The 19,061-nt window shown below is 41.2% G+C and carries 14 protein-coding genes; 2 read left to right on the forward strand and 12 right to left on the reverse strand.

Features of this window, described 5'->3' with window-relative positions; genetic code table 11:
- Window positions 1-15 precede the first annotated feature (15 nt).
- Complete coding sequence (gene kduD, locus HUS26_RS11085) at window positions 16-771, reverse strand: 2-dehydro-3-deoxy-D-gluconate 5-dehydrogenase KduD (RefSeq protein ID WP_173917209.1); 756 nt, start codon at window positions 769-771, stop codon at window positions 16-18.
- Window positions 772-961: 190 nt separating this feature from the next.
- Here kduD and HUS26_RS11090 point away from each other — a divergent pair, with 190 nt between their 5' ends.
- Complete coding sequence (locus HUS26_RS11090; protein WP_173917210.1) at window positions 962-1,951, forward strand: LacI family DNA-binding transcriptional regulator; 990 nt, start codon at window positions 962-964, stop codon at window positions 1,949-1,951.
- Window positions 1,948-2,640, forward strand: a complete 693-nt coding sequence (locus HUS26_RS11095) for a rhamnogalacturonan acetylesterase (RefSeq protein WP_173917211.1) — start codon at window positions 1,948-1,950, stop codon at window positions 2,638-2,640. The genes HUS26_RS11090 and HUS26_RS11095 overlap by 4 nt, the downstream gene beginning before the upstream one ends.
- On the opposite strand, the gene HUS26_RS11100 is transcribed toward HUS26_RS11095, so the two are convergent.
- From HUS26_RS11100 to HUS26_RS11150, 11 genes are all read right to left on the reverse strand, one after another.
- The gene (locus HUS26_RS11100) at window positions 2,632-3,552 is read right to left on the reverse strand and encodes an AEC family transporter (RefSeq protein WP_173917212.1); all 921 of its coding nucleotides are present in this window, start codon (window positions 3,550-3,552) and stop codon (window positions 2,632-2,634) included. The genes HUS26_RS11095 and HUS26_RS11100 overlap by 9 nt on opposite strands.
- A gap of 76 nt (window positions 3,553-3,628) precedes the next feature.
- Window positions 3,629-4,270 (reverse strand): YesL family protein, encoded by a 642-nt coding sequence (locus tag HUS26_RS11105; protein ID WP_173917213.1) that lies wholly within the window; start codon window positions 4,268-4,270, stop codon window positions 3,629-3,631.
- A 38-nt stretch (window positions 4,271-4,308) separates the two neighbouring features.
- Window positions 4,309-5,610: a Gfo/Idh/MocA family protein gene (locus HUS26_RS11110; RefSeq protein WP_173917214.1), complete on the reverse strand. Its 1,302-nt coding sequence runs from the start codon at window positions 5,608-5,610 to the stop codon at window positions 4,309-4,311.
- Window positions 5,611-5,658: 48 nt separating this feature from the next.
- Window positions 5,659-6,768: a glycoside hydrolase family 105 protein gene (locus HUS26_RS11115; protein ID WP_173917215.1), complete on the reverse strand. Its 1,110-nt coding sequence runs from the start codon at window positions 6,766-6,768 to the stop codon at window positions 5,659-5,661.
- 23 nt (window positions 6,769-6,791) lie between these two features.
- The gene (locus tag HUS26_RS11120; protein ID WP_173918817.1) at window positions 6,792-7,589 is read right to left on the reverse strand and encodes a carbohydrate ABC transporter permease; all 798 of its coding nucleotides are present in this window, start codon (window positions 7,587-7,589) and stop codon (window positions 6,792-6,794) included.
- A gap of 60 nt (window positions 7,590-7,649) precedes the next feature.
- Window positions 7,650-8,501 (reverse strand): carbohydrate ABC transporter permease, encoded by an 852-nt coding sequence (locus HUS26_RS11125; protein WP_173918818.1) that lies wholly within the window; start codon window positions 8,499-8,501, stop codon window positions 7,650-7,652.
- A gap of 218 nt (window positions 8,502-8,719) precedes the next feature.
- A complete protein-coding gene (locus HUS26_RS11130) occupies window positions 8,720-10,024 on the reverse strand; it encodes an ABC transporter substrate-binding protein (protein ID WP_173917216.1) in 1,305 nt (434 codons plus the stop codon).
- A 192-nt stretch (window positions 10,025-10,216) separates the two neighbouring features.
- On the reverse strand, window positions 10,217-11,776 hold the full coding sequence (locus tag HUS26_RS11135; protein ID WP_173917217.1) for a response regulator: 1,560 nt from the start codon (window positions 11,774-11,776) through the stop codon (window positions 10,217-10,219).
- A 4-nt stretch (window positions 11,777-11,780) separates the two neighbouring features.
- Window positions 11,781-13,508: a sensor histidine kinase gene (locus tag HUS26_RS11140; protein ID WP_173917218.1), complete on the reverse strand. Its 1,728-nt coding sequence runs from the start codon at window positions 13,506-13,508 to the stop codon at window positions 11,781-11,783.
- Between the two features lie 84 nt (window positions 13,509-13,592).
- Window positions 13,593-14,900, reverse strand: coding sequence for a multi antimicrobial extrusion protein MatE (locus HUS26_RS11145; protein ID WP_173917219.1), 1,308 nt, complete (start codon window positions 14,898-14,900; stop codon window positions 13,593-13,595).
- A gap of 75 nt (window positions 14,901-14,975) precedes the next feature.
- Complete coding sequence (locus tag HUS26_RS11150; protein WP_173917220.1) at window positions 14,976-19,061, reverse strand: bacterial Ig-like domain-containing protein; 4,086 nt, start codon at window positions 19,059-19,061, stop codon at window positions 14,976-14,978.

Below are 19,061 nucleotides of genomic sequence, written 5' to 3' on the forward strand. Positions count from 1 at the left end.
ATGACTGTAATTATATTATGAGCTCATCCACCCGCCGTCTACATTTAAGATATGACCATTTACGTAATTTGAGGCGTCTGAGGCAAGAAAAACGGCGGCACCTTGTAAATCTTCCGGCGTCCCCCATCTTCCTTGAGGAATTCGTGATGTGATATAAGCGTTGCGATCTTCGTCTTCACGGATAGGAGCCGTGTTATCTGTAGCCATATAACCTGGGGCAATCGCATTGACGCTCACTCCCCGGCTTGACCATTCATTAGCAAAGGATTTCGTCAAGCCCGCTACCGCATGCTTACTAGCTGTATAAGCAGGAACTTTTAATCCTCCCTGATAGGAAAGCATTGAGGCGATATTAATAATCTTTCCCGAACCATTTTCAAGCATATGTTTACCGATTTCACGTGTCAGCTGAAAGACGGCGTGCTGATTGACATCAATGACACTGTACCAGTCTTCGTCAGAAAAATTCTCGGCTTCCGACCGGCGGATAATTCCCGCATTGTTCACTAAAATATCGATTCGTCCTGTTTTTGCCACAGCATCGGCAGCCAGCTGCGCTGCGGCTCCTCGTTTGGAAAGGTCTGTGATGATTTCATGAAAGGTGCCGCCAACTGCTTCCACTTCCTTTTTCGTTGCCTGTAAATCACGGGTCCCAACACCAATAACTGTCGCACCGGCTTTAGCAAGACCCACTGCAATTCCTTGTCCTAACCCTCTGCTCGCCCCTGTTACAAGAGCTGCCTTGCCGTTTAATGAGAATAATGAATTCATTTACTAAACGCCTCCTCTAGTCGTTATAAAATTATTCCTTTGAGTTTAGAAAAGTTCGATTTGCACAATAATAACAACGTTGTTATTATTGTAAATGTAAAGGTTTACTTTGTCAATTGCACCAGATGTTCAGACATTGTATCCCGACCCAGCGTGAATTATAATACTATTTAAAAGGGGGCTGGCCGAAATGGGAGTCACGATTAAAGATATAGCCAAGACAGCTGGAGTAAGCTACTCCACTGTTTCAAAAGCATTAAGAGACAGCCCGCTCGTAAAAGAGCCTACAAAGAAGCGAATTATAGAAATTGCCAATCAACTCGGGTACCGCCCAAACGCAGCAGCCCGCAGTCTCGTTTCCAAACGCTCACATACGATTGGAGTAGTATGGCCGACAATCGAAAGGGTCACTCATTCTGCTTTAATTACCGGTCTGAATAAGCAGCTTGAAAAGCATTCTTACACAACGTTAATTTCAATCAATGATATGCAATCAGCGATTGATACTTTCAACAGGTATCAAGTGGACGCGATCGTAGCGTTTGATGATAAAAATTCCAGGGAACCTGTGGAGTCAACGGTGCCGATTGTTACTTATGGAATAGCCAGCCATTCTTCCTGCCCCACTGTGGACGTTAATCGGAAACAGGCGATCATGAAGGCGGTTGACTACCTCGCATCCATCGGCCACCAAAAGATCGGCTATATCGGAGCGATGGAGGAAGACCACCTGCAGAAGGAAAAAGTGGACGGCTTTACCGAAGCGATTAATCACCATACACAAGATCCATCTGCTTGTCCGGTTATTTCTGTTTCTGACCTTGAGCAGTATAACGGGTATGTGGCAATGAGGAACTTTTTTGACCAGCCAAACCGTCCTACAGCCATCATCAACGGAAGTCATGATTTATCACGAGGCTGTTTACGTGCGATTCAGGAACACGGATTTTCAGTTCCTGAAGACTTTTCTGTCATCAGCTATGATAATATTCCCTCCACCGAAACATTAGAAGTCCCGCTCTCTACGGTTGGAGTTCCAATTAATACAATTACAAAAATATTAACAGATACCCTTATTTCCGTTATTCAAGAAGAGAATATCGAGGAAGCTATTTATTTAGATCCTGAGTTAAACATTACTTCCTCCTGTCGGCCAATATCAAAGGAGACTGAGCGATGAAAAAGATTAATATATTTTTAGCGGGTGATTCAACGATGGCTGATTATCCTGCTGCCGAGTCTCCGCAAACAGGATGGGGGCAACTGCTTCCTCTTTTTCTAAAAAGTGAAGCTGTTGTACACAATAAAGCAGCCAACGGACGAAGTTCCAAAAGCTTCATTGAAGAAGGAAGACTGGATGACATAAAAAAACAGATAGCGAAAAACGACTATTTATTGGTTCAATTCGGCCACAATGACAGCAAACCGGAAGAATCCAGACGAACAAAGCCTTTCTCAACCTATCAGGAATATTTAAACCAATACATTAAAGCAGCAGAACAAAAAGGTGCTCACCCCCTTTTACTGACACCAATCCAAAGACGGCGCTTTAACTCAAACGGCCAGATTCTACAAACTCACGGGAAATATCCAGATGCGATGAGACAATTAGCAGAAGAATTAGATGTTCCGCTTATTGATTTAACAAAGATTACAGATGATTACCTTAAATCCCTGGGATTCGAATCGTCTAAATCCTTCTTCATGTGGCTTGCTCCAGGCCAATCAACAAACTTTCCTGATGGAGTACAGGATGATACCCATTTAAACGAAGAGGGAGCAAAAGCGGTTGCCAGATTGGCGGCAGAAGAGATCTCCAATTTCTCTTTTCCATTAGCCCACTACATAAATAAAGAAGTCCTAAAATAACTGCTGAGCTGCAAAAATCGTTAGTGTTACGGTAATCATACTGAATATTGTGGATGATAAAACGATTTGAGCAGCGAGTTCAGGCTCGTTGTTATACTCCTGTGAGATAATAGCACTGTTTACAGAGCTTGGCATTCCTGATGAAATCAACAGGGCTTGCGCGAGTAATCCGTCATAGCCGAGCAGTACAATAATGAAAAAGGCAATCACAGGACCGAGCAACAGCCGAATCATTAAGCTTAAATAGACGACAAGCAGCTTCAGCTTAAATTTCAGCTGTGCCACTTGAGCTCCCAGTGTCAGCAGCGCAATACCAATCATGGCATTGGCAATGTACTCCCCGGGTTTAATAACAAACTCGGGGAGCTGTACGTTTGACACATTTAAAAGCACGCCGGCTGCCATCGCATAAATGGCCGGCATCCTTAACAACCCTGTGAGGGCTTTTAATTTTCCTTCCTCCACAGCTCTCAGTGAAAAAACTCCAAAAGTATAAGAGAGTACATTTTGAAATGTCATAATGATGACTTGTACAGTCGCGGCAAACGGATCCTGTTTAAAAGCTAAATCATTAACAGGCACCCCATAGTTGCCTGAATTATAAAGAAGCACACTGTTTGTAAAAACCCCTCTGACGCTTTTCTTATACCTTCCGATTTTCCCGACGATTTGGACTAGGACATACAAACTCACGATAAATATACTGAAGAAAAGAAAGATCTGCCCCAGTAAATCTAATGAAAAGGAAGATTCATATAAGTTCACGAGGACAAATCCCGGACTTAAAAAATAGATATTAAGTTTGGCTAACGTATATAAATCCAGCCTGAACTTAATATGCATCCAGGCGCCTAGCCCGATTAAGATAAAAACGGGAACAATTATATTCAAAAAGATAAAAATGATTTCCATTACCCAACACCCCTGCCTGTTCCATCCCCTGCCTGTCTATTAGAAAAAAGCGGTCCAGGCTAGGACCGCTGCTCTGTTAAGCTGCTTCACTATCACTTTCCAGCTTAATCTCTTCTATTGTTTCAAAACATTTCAGCCCCATCCACATGTTCAAATGAGCAAATATTGTAAACCCAAATAGCGGGATAAATCCTGGGAACGAAATAAAGAAATAATAGGTAGATAAACTGGTAATAATCATTAATATTAGATTACTTGGTTTTAAAAATCCAATAAAAAGTGCTTGCTTCATCATTTGCATAAGCTTGAGATCATAATGAACATACACGGGCAGTATATAAACCAGTAATATTATAAAAGTTAAACATGCCGCCATCGCTACATATGTCAGAAACGTATAAAGTGGCCCTTCCATCTGTTGGAAGAATTGCAGGTCGTAGAAGCAAAGCCATCCTGCTACGGTAAGAATCAAAGCCAGACCATTCGCACGAAAAAATTCTTTTCGGTAGGTTGAAAAGAAGGTTTTAGCTAATCGGACATTTTCTTCTCCCCTCGCCTGCTTTCTTGATACTGTGTACATCGCAACAGTACTTGGAGCAAGTCCCAGTACAATCCCGCCCATCAGGGTGCCTACGATCCACAAAAGATTGAGCAGCGCAAAATGAGTGACCCAGTTACAAAAAGCAAGGACTCCTGTTAACAAACGTCCACCTAACATTTTCTAAAACCTCCTTTAAATTTACCGATCCTGCATCGTTACAACCTTGATAAATGATCTGCTTCTAGACTGAGCAGTTCTTCAATATTTATAGATTTTTTCTCTTTCACCGATCGCCAGACAGCTTCTCCTGTGGTCACCGCATAGGCTCCATCTTCGCTTCCTGAAAGGACCGGATAGCCGCGGTTTGGTTCTTCTCCAAGAAAAATATCCTCCTGAATGACAGGGTCGCCTCCGCCGTGGCCGCCTTCCTGCTTCACAACATGGATGGTCTCTTTTGAACCAAACAGCGGGAAATAATCTATCGTCTGCTCAGGTACAGGAAAAGGAACACGTGATGGGGCGTGATATTCAGTAGTTTCAATCCGCCCCTTCGTCCCGTTGATCGTTAATCGGTACCCCTCGTAAGGGAGAGAAAAGTTAATCGAATAGCTGAGCAGCGCCCCTTTGTTATAGCGGACGGTTGCTGTATACGTATCTTCAATTTCGATTTCAGAATCAAAGATACATTGATCAGGCCGGTAGTTTGTATATCCATCTTTTCTCTTAGCATCTGAATCAATATGATCATCTTGCACCGTTGCACTGTTGCTTCTCGAGTTCCACCTCGTGTAATAGGAACAGTCATGTTTCACATGGCAGGTTTGACAGTGACGGCCATCTTCTTTTAAAGGATTGTGTTCACTCTCAGGTCCGTAATAATTCAGCGCCCCAAAAGCGAACACTTCAACAGGCTTCTGATCGAGCCACCAATTCACTAAATCAAAATGGTGGGAACTTTTATGAATCGATAATCCCCCAGAGAAATCTCTCATCCGGTTCCAGCGTTGAAAGTAGCTGGAGCCGTGGTACGTATCTATATACCAGTTAAGGTCCACCGAAGTGACCCTCCCGACTTTTCCGGAAAGGATGAGTTCTTTTATCTTCATATGGTATGGGCTGTAGCGATAGTTAAAAGTGACGGTCACTTTTCCTTTGCTGCTCTTTTCAGCCTCCATTACCCTCCGGCTGTCCCGGGCTGTCGTTGTCATCGGCTTTTCTGTAATAACATCAAGGTCATGAGATAACGCCTTTAATATATAATCCACATGTGTATCATCGCGGCTTGCCACGATGACCACATCCGGCTTTGTTTCGAGGATCATGTTTTCAAATTCTTCTTCACTATATTCTGGTACTTCTTTTACTTTTGGAAAAGTCGATTTACATACCGCAAACCGTTTTGGATCTTTATCAAGCAGTGCCACCAGCCGGCTTGTTCCCCCAAAGGTTTCAATCATCGGTCGAATAAACATATCGTTGGCACGTTTACTTACACCGCACACAGCATATTTCCTCATAATTACAACTCCGTTTTCTTTAAATATCTCAGCGCGAGACGTTGGAAGTTACAGTTCAGGCAGTAGATGCTGCATCTCTAAGCTGGCTAAAACAAAAGATCCTACACCATGAAGGTCATTATCTGTTTTCGGACGGTTCACATAGTGCTCGTAATCTCCAACGCCTGTGCCGATACAGATTTCCGGCATGATGAAATGTCCTTTCTCATTAAACTTCATGCGCTCTAGAAGACCGCGGTAACCTTTAATCGCTTGTTCTTTATAGCTTTCATCAACATGTCCTCCGCGAATTGCGCGGGCAATCGTATAGACAAATAGAGCAGTACAAGATGTCTCGGCCCAGTTGTTTTTTTCCTGCGGCTTATCTACAACTTGATACCACATACCTGTTTCTGCATCCTGATAGCGTACAAGACTTTTCACTAGATCACTTAATGCTCCTGATAATTCTGCCGTAGAAGGATGTTTCTCCGGCAGAAAGTCAAGAATTTCGTTATAGGTAATTCCGTACCAGCCGATCGCACGACCCCAGAATTCCGGTGATTTACCTGTTTCAGGGTCGGCCCATTCCTGCTGTCTGCTTTCATCCCAGGCATGATGATAAAGGCCTGTCTTTTCACAAAGTGTATGCTTTCTCATCAGTCTTTCCTGCTCAAGTACCATATCGAGCAGCTCTGGTTCATTGTAAGCTTTCGCATAATTCATCGAGAAGACGCCGCCCATATAAAGCCCGTCCAACCACATTTGGTAAGGATAATGGTCTTTATGCCAGTATCCCCCGTCAGATGTACGGTTTAATGTAGGAAACATACTGCGAAGCTTTTTCGCCGCGATTCTGTAACGGTCATCGTCTGTTGTTTCATCAAGTTCAAATAAAAGCAGCCCGGCTTGAATCGCATCAAGTTCTTTACGGTTCCATAGGAAGTTCCCGTTTTCATCAATGTTGTGGTCTACATAGGCTTTTATATAGTTATAATAGTCATCCCCGCCTGTAATTTCCTTAAGCTGGCGCATACTTTCCAGGAAAACCCCCTGGTGATAATGCCACCGGCCATCAGGCGGCAGTTCTGAAGGCTCAAATGTGTTCATTAAAGAATCACAGGCCGCTTTCCCCCAATCCAGCGGTGTTTGTAATTTTTCTTTTACTTGTGCGTCCATCTATATCTCTCCCTTAGAAAAAATTAAGCTTTCATACCTGTAGAACTGATACCGTCCACAATGTAACGCTGGAAAACAAAGAAAATCACGAAAATCGGTAAAATACTTAATGTGGACATCGCAAACATGGCTCCCCAGTTTGTCACTGAGTTTGGATCTGAAAATAGTTTAAGAGCCAGGGACACAGGGTATTTCTCAGGAGTAGATAGATAGATTAGCGGTCCCATAAAATCGTCCCATCTCCAGTAGAAAGAGAAAATGGCTGATGTCATCATCGCTGGAATAATCAGCGGTACGATAATTCGAAAGAAAATATCCCAGCTGTTACAGCCATCGATTTTAGCAGCTTCATCAAGTTCCATTGGAATGGTTCGAATAAACTGCATGATCAAGAAAATAAAAAACGGAATCCCGAAGAATGTCGGTAAAATCAATGGTAAATAGGTGTCGATCCAGCCAAACCCATTAAACATGATGTACTGCGGAATCATGACCATTTCAAAAGGAAGCATCATGGTCAGCATCATGCTGACGAACCAGAATTTCTTACCGGCAAATTTAATACGGGCAAATCCATAGGCAATCAGAGTTGATGAAGCAATGCTTCCGACTGTGGCAATGACCGTAATGATCAAAGAGTTAGTAAAAAAGGTTGTAAAGGTTATCCCGGCAAAACCGTTCCAGCCTTCGATATAGTTCTCAATATGAAAGCCTTTAGGGATAAGAGAGTGTGAATCAACAAATACGCTGGAGCTCTCTTTTAACGAACTGCTCACCATCCATACTAGCGGATAAATCATAATGGCTGCGAATGTAGCCATGAAACCATGCTGAATAATCTTTTTGCTTACTTTGTTTTTCTTCAATGTGCTTCCTCCTTTCTACTTGGCATCTGATTCGTAGTGAACCCAGTGCTCAGAACTCTTGAAGATCAAGGCGGTAAAGATTGCAATGATGACAAGCATTACCCATGCCATAGCTGAAGCATAGCCCATGTCAAAGTATTCAAAAGCTCGGCGGTACATATAAAGTACATATAGCAGGGTACTGTTTACAGGTCCGCCATTTGTTACTACGAAACTTGGTGTAAATGCCATAAAACCTTGGATTACCTGCATGATTGTGTTAAATAGAATAACAGGTGTCAGAAGCGGAATTGTAATAATAAAGAATTGACGCAGCGGTCCTGCTCCATCTACGCTGGATGCTTCGTAGAAAGTTTTTGGAATATTACGCAGTCCAGCCAGGAAAATCAGCATTGATGATCCAAACTGCCATCCGTAAAGTAAAATCAGCGTCCAGATTGCCGTATCTGGATCTCCTAACCAAGAGTGAGTCGGTATTCCAAGAAGAGCCAGGATCGAGTTAAAAGCTCCATCACTACCAAATAGTTGACGCCACATGATTGATACCGCAATACTTCCTCCTACAACAGAAGGCAGATAAAGCAGCGTTCGATACAGACCAACCATTTCAACAATTTTATTTAAGGCGAGGGCTACAAGTAACGCAAAAACTAGTCGGAAAGGCACGGCAATTCCTGCGTAGAAAAAGGTAACTTTCATTGCCTTCCAAAAAGTCGGATCTGCTGTAAACATACGTTCATAGTTTCCAAGCCCAATCCAATTCGGTGTCCCCATTAAATCGAAGTCGGTAAAAGACAAATATAATGAGTAAAGAATTGGAAATAGGGTTAACGAAAGAAATCCGATAATAAAAGGAGAAATGAACATATACCCCGTGAAATTTTTATTACCTGACTTTATTTTTTTGTTAGGCGGCACGACTTTCACTTGCTTTTTTTTCTTCTGTTTTGTCTCAGGAATCTTTACTGATTCCTCAGTTTCTTTTTCTGGAATCAATGTGTTCACCTCTTTCGGTTTAACTCTAAGCGGTTTTATGAAAGAAAAATGGTCCTGATTACTATGGCCTCAGGACCATTTTTTAACAATTATCTGGCTAAAATAGCTTCTGCTTCTTCTCTAAACTGCTTGGCGCCTTCTTCAGGAGAAATCTCTCCGTAGATAACAAGTTCATCTACTTTCTGTAAGGAGGCTAGTACTTCCGAAGCCTGTGGCGGGAAGTTTGAATCGATTGGAGAACTATGCTCTGTTACTTTTTCGATATACTCAAATACTTTCTTATCAGTTTCACTTAAATCAGCCATCAATTCACTTCTAATTTCTTCTTTAAGAGGGACACCACGGTCAGAACCGCCGATTTCATATACTTCAATGTTGTTCACAAAGAAATCGATAAATCGTGCAGCTTCTTCTTTATGCTCGGAATTCTCGCTGATTGACCACAGCATGGCTGGCTTCAGGTACATTCCTTGGTCGTTGTTCTCTCCTGGCAGTAGTGTCATTTCAATATTTTTATCTCCTGCTGAGCTATTTAAAGCTGTCGCCTGGTTAGACCATCTGAAGTCAAATGCTGCTTCTCCACGTACAATTAATTCATCCTCTACCCCTTTGATCTGCTGAATCGTATCGTATCCAGGAACAGCACCTTTTTCTTGTAATTCTTTGTTACGGGTAAAGTAGTCAACTAGCAGCTGATCATCATCGTATCCTAAAGCTGTACCATCTTCGCTAAAGAGCGTTTCTCCTTTTTCTCTTAAGAAGTACTCAAAAAGGTTTTTCGGCTCCATTAAACGAGCACCATATTCGCCTGTAGTTTCATTAATACTTGTTACGTATTCATCGTAGTCTTCCCAAGTCCATTCTCCATCTGAAACATCAACACCTGCTTCATCAAGCATGTCCTTGTTATAGAAAGCTGTGAGGGCATTTGTTCCAGTTGGAACACCTAGCAATTTGCCATCCTTCTTACCTGATTCCATTACAGTTTCGCTTACGCCATCTAAATTAATTGTTCCATCTTCCACAAATGGAGTAATATCTGCTAATAATTCCTTGTCAGCATATTGGTTTAAGTATTCTCCAAAGTTCTGCTGCATAATGTCTGGCAGGTTATTCCCTGAAGCAGAGGCTGCCATTTTTTCAAAATATCCATCAAATCCAGTGAACTCGGCGTTAATCTTAATGTCTGGGTTTTCTTCTTCAAAAGCCTTTATAATTTCCTGTGTTTGGTCATGTCGGCTTTGTGAGCCCCACCAAGACATGCTGAGTTCTGTTACCTCACTATCTCCACCTTCATCACTATTTCCTTCTGCTTCGTCAGAACCTGAACAAGCTGCAAGAACTAAGACAGCCATTAACGTCATCAAAAAACTTAACCATAACTTACTGTTCATATTGCTTTACTCCCCCTTCATTTATTGAAAGCGCTTTCTGCTTCATGTCTTTATCATAGAGGCTATCGTTTTTTTAATAAATAAAATTTTCAGACATCTATGTATAAAAAACAGACTTCTCTGTAAAACGTCATCATTATCTATTTTTTAACAAAAATACAATAAAAAACTTATAGAGAGATCCTCTATAAGTTAGCTTTCCAGCTTCTTACTCATATAATTTGTCGGAGTGACACCCGTATATTTCTTAAAGACCTGGCCGAAGTAACGAGGGTTATTTCCAAACCCGACTGCTTCTGCTACTTCAAAGATTTTAACTTGATCCGACTGTTCAATCATCTCGATCGCTTTTTCAATCCTGCGGTTAATCAGGAAATTCGAAAATCTTTCCCCCTTCTCTTTTTTAAAAAGCTTCCCTAAATAATCGGAGTTCATATAAAGTACTTCCGCAGCAATACTGGAAAGTGACAGCTCTTGATCTCCCAAGTTTTCTTCAACATACTGAATCACACGGTCAATAATATGGCTTTGTGTCTGTTTCGTCCGCTCATAATGATATTTAGTGATTTCAGCGGCTGTGTTTTCCATAAATTCCTTGATTTCATGAAATTTATCATATTGCTGGAAGATAAGTATCTGCTTAAAGTAACCGTCCATTCCTTCTTTGCTCGCTTGTCTTATCATCGACAAAAATAATTCAAGGCAGTGGGTTTGTACGATGCTGGCTTCATATTTTTCCTGTTTTATTTCTTCAAAGAAATCATTTAAATAATTTAAAACTGTTTTCGTATCACCACTCCGCATCGCGAAAATTAAATCTTCATGGTCATACTGCAGCTCTTCCGTAGGAGAAGATTGTTTTTTTACATCCTGAACAGTAATGATACTGCCCCCTGCCACATAAAACTGCTGAGTGAGACAATGCAGGGCTCCCTTATACAATTGACGTAATTGCTGGGTGTTTCCTATATCGCTAATGGCTGCGGAGAATTCGTGCTCATAATAGTTAAAAAAGGTCTCCTTTATTTCCTGCAAGTTCGAAACAAGGTCGGATAGTGATGTGTTTTCAATTAGAATGACAATTTTATCTCCAATCGTTGTTTCCAGCGGAATATACGTGTCGCTCATCTGCTCAACGACCAGCTCTTTTAACGCGAGCACTTGTTCATATTCTGACTCGCCATCAACCTTTAGTAATATAAGACGATATTCTTCCGCTGAGGAGTCGATCTCAAATACACTGCTGTAATACTCCCAGTCCTTTACTCCGTATTTCTTTGTCGTAATAAATTCCTTTAAAAATTGTTCTTTTGCTTTTGGCATTACGTTTTGCAGATTGTGCCGCATTTTTTCAAGAAACAATTCCTTAGAATTTTTTTCGTCGAGATCCTGTACGACTTTTGACAACGCTTCTTCTATTTTCTTCTCATTACTTGGCTTTAACAGATAATGCTGAACATTACATTCCATTGCGGTTTTCGCAAATTCAAATTCATCGTGACCCGAAAGGACAATAAATTTCACCTTAGGATAGGTCCTGTACACCTTCTGGATCAGCTCAACTCCGTTTAATCCGGGCATTTTTATGTCCGTAATTACAATATCAGGCGGGTTCTTTTCAATCATTTCGTACGCCATTTGACCATGGTGTGCTTTAGCTGCTAATTCGGTTCCGCAGCCCCTCCAATCCACGATGGCCGCAATACCTTCAAGGATATTTATTTCATCATCGACTAACAGAACTTTGTACATTTTATCACCCCATCTCATTTGTGAAAGGGACTTTTATAACCACTTCTGTACCTTTCCCTGCTTCACTCTTAATCGTTATGCCGTAATCTTCCCCATACATCATCTTAATCCGCTCGTTGATATTGTTTATCCCTATGCCTGAGCTTTTCGACTTAATCAAGCCGCGGTAGATGGATTCCAGCTTATCCTCTTCAATGCCTGGCCCATTATCAGAGACTATAATTTCAAGGTTATCTTCTGCTTCAGAGATAGTTACAATAATTCGACAGGACGATACCATTTCCTCGAGTCCATGCTGAATCGCATTCTCTACGATCGGCTGAATGGAAAGCTTAGGAATTAGGCTCTCTTCCAATTCAGGGGAGACGTCGAGAGTAAAGTCAAGTCGTTGATCATAGCGGTATTTTTGAATCGTAATATAATTTCGGACAATCTCAAGCTCTTCTCTAATCGTAATCATCGGCGCTTTTTTACTAATAATATTTCTCATCATATTTCCTAAGGCCGCCGCCATGACAGAAATTTTCTCCTGCTTGTTTACTTTTGCCATCCAATTAATGGAATCTAACGTATTGTATAAAAAGTGCGGATTGATCTGTGCCTGCAGAGCTTTATATTCTGTTTCCTTAATCATCAGCTGCTTCGTGTAATTTTCTTTGATAAGCTCGTTAATCCGGTTAATCATTAAGCGGAAATTATCATGCAGATCTCCCACTTCATCATTGTAATACTTTGTTGGAAGCGGTTCTTCGAAGTCACCACTCTGCACTTTCTTCATTCGCACTGATAAGTCCTCAAGAGGTTTAGAAATATTATGAGCAGCCCTTCGGCTGAGAATGATCGATAAGGAGAGCATCAGCAAAAAGCAGAGTATCATAATATTTTTAATCGTTCGCGTCTGCGATGTTATATTGTCATATGGCAATAAGTGATGATAGGTGAGCTGAGAGAAATCCGAGTGAGAGTAAGATAACAGATATTCATTCCCGTCTATCTCCGCAACATTGTAACCGTTTCCATTTCCTTCCGATGAAAAATCTTCAATTTGCCATCGATTTTCCTGATTACTTTGATAAAAGATTTCATTATTGCTCGTAATGACAAAGTCGTTATTGGGAGAAAAGTTCAATGTTTCTTTAATAAATGCATCCATATCAATGGAGATAATTAAAGAACCCATTTCCTGAAGACTGAGATTCTGGGTTTTCCGAATAAGTCTTGCCGAGGAAATTCCATTACGCCCCTCAATTGTTGTCCATATATTCGCACCTTGAGCATCATCTAAGAGTCTTTTAATCTTTCCATAATTGCTTTCAATTTCGGTATTATAGCCTGTAGTATACTTCTCTCCATTTCGATCAATAATCTGCATAGAAGAGATATACTTTCTTGTCGAAGCATAAGCCAGCAGCCTCTCTAGCAGTCTTGTTCTCGTTTGATATGTTTCAATATTGAGGCTTTGCTCATTTATAATGTTTAAATAGTTTTGAATCACAAAATCGGTACTTACCTGAAACGATAAATTTTCTACAATATTAAGCTCTTTATCCAGTACAGAGGAAGATAGCTGAAGCATATCGGCTGACTCTTCATAGATCCTTTTTTCGTAAAGGTTAGTGAAGTAATGATAAGTAACTAACCCCATTGCTCCAAATATCATCAATAGTAAGAGGGACATAGAAAAAATCTTATTTCTAATCGAAAAATTGCTGTAAAATGGCTTGTATTTCATTCTCCCTCCCCCCTCTTGCTTTTTTAAGAAAATTATATCATATTCTTATGTTTACTAAATGTTAAATAATGGGTATGGTTTAAGTTATGCAGATTGTGCTTCTCTTTTTTCTCTTTCACCCATACGATAAACAATCGATAAAACGAGAATTAAGCACGCAAGCTCTCCTAAAGACGCAGCAATCGATCCGCTAACCCCGTTCCACGACGGAAAGAAACGAACGAGAAGAAAAAGCGTGACGACCACTGTGGCCAGATTTACAATTTGAGCTGCAATCATTCGATGGGTCTCCCTGTTGAGCATTAAATAACCATTTAGAAAATCAACCCATGGAAAGACGAGCGTTTTTATTATAAAAAACTTAAGCACCCCTAACGTAGCAAGTGCCAGTTCTTCTTCTGCTCCCATAATGGAGTTCATAAACCAGAGTCCAAGCGGGGAGTAGCATAATAACGCAAGAAACAAAGTGGGAATCAGACTAATAAAAATGACATAACGTAGAACCTTCTGTTTACTTACCTCATAAAGCTGTAGCACGAGCTGATGAGTGTACATAAAAAAGCTAAGCAGCATTTGTGTAATACTAAAAGCAAGAGCGAAGGAGGCAATTCCCATTTCTATATCGCTGGCTTGTGCTAAAAAAACATAAATAACCGGCACAAGAATCGTCTGAATGACAAAGTAAAAAACAAGCGGAAAGTAAAATTTAGATATTTCTTTTTTCCTTAAATTTGTAGTCTTCTGTTGTTGATAGCTTGTATTTAATATTTTCTGCCCTTTCCAAATGCTGATCAGGCATTCAATCAGCATACCCGTTAGAAATAAAATCGCCCCCGTAGCACTTGTCACATAATCAAATACTACAAATAAATAGGCAGCTATGAACATAGCCGCTAACCGTATAATTACCATAATCGTAAGCCATTTAGTTTCCAGTTGGTTAATGATCACTCCCTGATATAGACCGCGGATTCCCGAGAAAATAATAACGAAGAGAATGACTTTAAATGTTTCAGAGATAGTATGCACCATATTCTCACTGGCATTAAACAAATGGACATAAACCCAATCTCCAAATGGACTGTAAATCATCAAGAGACAAATACCCATAATAAAAGCCATCGGCCAAATCATAAACTTAGACAGCGTTTTAAAGGAACGAATGTCTTTCACCAGGGCTGAGCAAGTCTGCCTAAATACGATCACCGGTCTTTCAATAATTCCAAAGATCGCAAACGCTACAGCATAGCAGGCAATAATAAACGCGGCATTGTCTCCCCTGCTTAAAGTGCCATTAATAATAACGTGAGTTATAGCTGTTAAACTCGCTGAAAAACCAAGAGGAATAAAAAAAGCATTAAGCTGCTTGTATGACAATTTGGAATCCTTCACAATTATTCCTTCTTTCAAAAAATTGTAAATAAATGATTTAAAAATAAGAAGAGGGATGTTATCCCTCTTCTAACTTTACTTCACCTGTACTGTTGTTGTTGCTTTAAATGGAAATCCTGATTTTAGTTGACCGCTTAAGCTTACTTGCTGTTCTCCTTTTTCCAGCTGCTCGACTACCTCATGACGAGAAAATTCTACAAGATATTCTAGCTCCCCATCCTCATCGTAGTCGTCGACTGCTGAAGAAAGCGCCTCAACTGAATGATTTAGACGAATGGTGTCTCCATCAATATCTTCAACAGAGTATCCATCCTGAAGAGTTACATATGCTTTTACTTTAGGGCCATTCTTTTTATAATTCTTTTTCTTAAGGGTCTCAGGAGTTACTTCAACATCTGCCGTTACTTGTAATTGAAGGAAATCTCCTGTGATAATATTGCCTTCCTCATCTCTTTCAAAAGGCAAGTCCGGGTCTAGACTTACAAAGTTTTCTTCCGTAAGCTTCGTTCCTGACTTATTCACACTATCTGTACCATTAAAGAAAAAGTTGTCTTCTGACTCATTTTCTTCTGGATACTGATCTGGTGAATCGGCGGCCGTTTGATAAGAGATTAAACCATCAACTGTAAAGTCTTCTTCTATGTTGGAGTAAGTGGTTAAAGACACGTTTCTTCCCTCATTATTATAAGCGGTGTTGTTCTCTGCTATAACGCCAGGATTACTGTTGCTTGTAATTCCATCAGCCCCGTTATAAAAAGCAAGACTGTTTTTCAGCACGTGAGGGACATGAATGCCTTCTCCTCCAAGCTTAAATCCATTCTTATCTCCATCACCAACTGTTCCATCTGTTAAACTTCCATTTTCATAAGCGATGCTATCTTCAATCAGGACAGGTCCAATGGCACCAGTCCCCGCTTTCGTATATAGGTCCCAGCCGTCATCAATATTATGGTGAGCGATACAGCCGCGGAAGATATTTCCTTCTCCTGACGTCAGTTTAGCAGCAAATCCGTCCGCGTTGTTATCGGATGGATCGCGGTTATCGAAAGACTCACTGTTTAAGATCAGGTTATGCGACGGCCAATCCTCTTTTGGTTCCTCAGCATCAGTCCGGCTGATCTGCAGGCCTGTGTCACCATTTTCATAGAAACGGCTCAACTCTACAATGTTATGGTCTCCGCCAATCGTAAAGCCTTTTGTATTTCCAGCTGAGCGTGCAAAATCGATTCCTTTAATGTGCCAGTAATCTCCGCTGAGCACGACTCCTTCAGACTTTTTATCAAAATCAATGACTGGACGCGATCCGTCTTCGGCTACTAAATACTTGTATTGATCTTCATAACCATCGTTATATTTGTCTATGGCTAGACTGGAACTGCGTACATAATCGCCTTCAGCCAGCACAATTTTTTGTCCCGGAAGGACGTACTCAATCGCCGTATCTAAATCAAGCGGCTGATCTTTCGTTCCATCACCATCACTCGTTCCAGAAGGTGATACATGGATATTTCCGCCTTCTGCATAAGCTTTTAAGTTTACAGTAAAGTTTTTAACCTGCTTATCATAAGAGGTTAAGTACTGAGTATCATCTGGATAGAAGGTTAAACTGAAGTTATTTGCGCCGCTTTCCAGCTGTGTTTCAAGGGAAGTTAATTCACCTTTTTTCACAGATAGATCATCTGCAATTATTTCACTTCCCTGCTTAACCGCTGCCATACCATCAACATTTGATTTGATCAGCAAATCATAATCCGCTTCAGATGTCTGGCTGCGGGATTCTACGGAAAACTCTGGGCTCACCGGTTCCTGCGGCGGATCTACTTTAGGAGCGTCGGTTGCCTGATCAGAGATATTAAAGTCTATGTTACTCACTTCAATGTCTGCTAAGCGTGCTGTGTAAAAACCAACATAAATCTTAGAATCCTGGACATTTAAAATATCTGGCTCAAAGAATATTTCCTCAGACCCATCATTTAGTTGTCCAGTGTATCCACTGTTCGTTTTCGAGAGCGTTAGGCGATAGTCTTGTTCCGGATAAGTGTTGTCAGGGCCAGGCTTCTCGTCTTGAAGCATGATTTTCTGAACCCCTTGACTTCCGGCACCATCTGGAGATTCCACTCCTGTACGGATGAACAGCTGCGTACCGTTCTGTTCCTGGGTTCCGCCGCTGTAGCCTCCAATGGCAGCGATATTTGAAGCAAATACGCTGGAATTATCATTTTCACCAATTACGTCGCGTGCCATAATACCAAATGACTCCTGACCATCGTGGTTGGGACTTTTCGCATATTCATTGACTTTAATGTCAGCAGATAATTTAAAGTTGTCCTGTTCAGCGTTAATTTCTGTGTAGTAATACGTAATGCCGTCGTGGTCGCCTGTAATTTTTCCGGCACCCGGCTCAGCTACAATTCGAATCGTTCCATCATTTTCTTCAATATAGTTTGTGTCATCACCAGTCGATTGGCCAAATTGAATGGTTTTCCATTCAGGCTCATAAGCTTCTCTTACGGTTACTTCTAGCTCAATCGCTTCAAGAAAATCATCAACAGGGGAGATCGTAAGAGGATAAACGCCTGGCTGACTGGCATCAAATGCCGAATCATCAATCGTATATTGATCTTCACTTAGCAGATCTTTTTCCCCATTATCATAAACCGTAGATACTTCCATCTGGGAAAGATCAAGCTCATCTCCAACTTGATAGGTTGTCTGCGGATAATTGGTGACTTGGATTCCTTCCACTTCTTTTTCTTTCACATTGACTGTAAAAGAAGTCGTTTCCCCTTTAAAGGAAAGGCTGACTTCCTGGTCTCCCTCTGTGCTGGAGTCGAATCCATATACTTCAAGCTGACCCTTCGTCAATCTTTCGGTTTCTCCATCACTATATGTAGCTGTAACGGAAAGACCATCAAGCGACAGCTCATCACCAATGAAATACTGTGTTTTTTGCGGAAGCTGAGTGACTTCAAGCTTAGTTACGGATTCATCTTTTACATCGATATCAAAGGACGTACTTACATCAGACTGTGTCGATTGGACGGTTACGGTTTGGGTACCCGCCTGGTCAAGCGGCTCTTCTCCTAACTCTTCTCCATCTAACAGCAGCTGATACTGTTCTTCGGTTAACTCCTCTTCCTGGTAACCATTTTCATATTCCCCGATAACTACAAGCCCTTCTGGATCAAATGTATCGAGAAGATAATAGTCGGTTTTAGCCGGGTAATATTTAATCGTCATATCGGTCAGCTGCAGCTCCCTGATGGTTAAATCTATACCTGCAGCAGCTCCATTATAATGGACGGTTATACTGTTGGTCCCTGCTTCTGAACTATCAAACCCTGTGACGAAATAATCGTCAGCTGTTAACGTATGTTCACTTCCATCGTTTAAAACAGCTGTTACTTCAAGACCTTCAAGATCAAGAGCCTCATCGATTAGATATTCAGTCTTCATATTATCCGTGTCGACCACAAGTTCTTCTACATTATCCTCAAGCTGCTCGACTTCGGTATTTTTAAAAGTAACTTTACCGTCTCTAGCTACAAATAAACCAACGTAAAGATCATCGGTAAAAGCGTCTTCCAATGTTACCGTTTCACTTTGCCCGTTTGACGTTAAGACAAAGGTATCACCGGATTTCTTGATACTTAGCTCATACGTTTCACCAGTTGTCGGCAAGCCGCTGTCAGAGAATACGTCTAATTTATCAAGCCCGCCTTGGCTGTAAAAACCGCGTACTGCATCATCAAGCGCACCTACAGCGGCATAGTTTGCGTCAGCTTTCGAACTGTCACCATTCTCCCCCACTCCATCGCTGACCATCAAACCAAAAGCCCTCTGGCTGTCCGGGCTATAGCTGTCAACATAAGCTTCTGTCGTAATTTCAAAATTAGTCTCGCTGTCAAGCGGCAGGTAATAATAAGACAGACCTACTTCGCTGCTGGCAATTTTCCCTCCCGCCGCTTCGATCGTTACTGATCCATCCTCTGAAATTTCCGGAGGGGGATTCTTCTCTTCACCCGTATTTGAACCAAAAGCAGCAAATTCCCAGCCTTCCTGTGCTTTTACGGTTTTCGCTCCTAAAGGTGTATAAACCGTTGAGAACGCCATCACAACTATTAATAAAATGGCCCAGCTTCTCTCCCAGCGTTTCCTCAT

This window comes from Halobacillus sp. Marseille-Q1614 (assembly GCF_902809865.1).
GTDB lineage: Bacteria > Bacillota > Bacilli > Bacillales > Halobacillaceae > Halobacillus_A.